The organism is Bacteriovorax sp. DB6_IX, assembly GCF_000447775.1.
Taxonomy (GTDB): Bacteria; Bdellovibrionota; Bacteriovoracia; order Bacteriovoracales; family Bacteriovoracaceae; genus Halobacteriovorax_A.
Window position 1 is genome coordinate 1 of record NZ_AUNJ01000035.1, and the last position, 258, is coordinate 258.

General features: G+C 39.1%; 1 protein-coding gene. It reads right to left on the minus strand.

From position 1 onward, the window contains the following. On the minus strand, window positions 1-238 hold a 238-nt coding region (locus tag M901_RS01140), incomplete at its 3' end, for an AraC family transcriptional regulator (protein WP_157679753.1). Window positions 239-258 lie beyond the last annotated feature (20 nt).

The window sequence follows — 258 nt, forward strand, 5'->3', positions numbered from 1 at the left end:
GGGCCAGTGATAATTGAGGTGTTTTCTGTAAGAGATAAAAGGCCTTGCGAATTTTCTGCCATTTAATATAGTTTTTAAAGGTAATCCCAATATTCTCTTTAAAGAGGTGGCGGAGTCTATCGGGTGATATTGCCACTTGAGAGGCAATATGTTCAAGACGACAGTTGTGTTGGTGTGATTTAATTAGCTCGAGGGCCTGAATTGTTTTTTCGTGTAGGTCACGATTGATACTATTCATATTGAGCTTTTCAGGAAGCT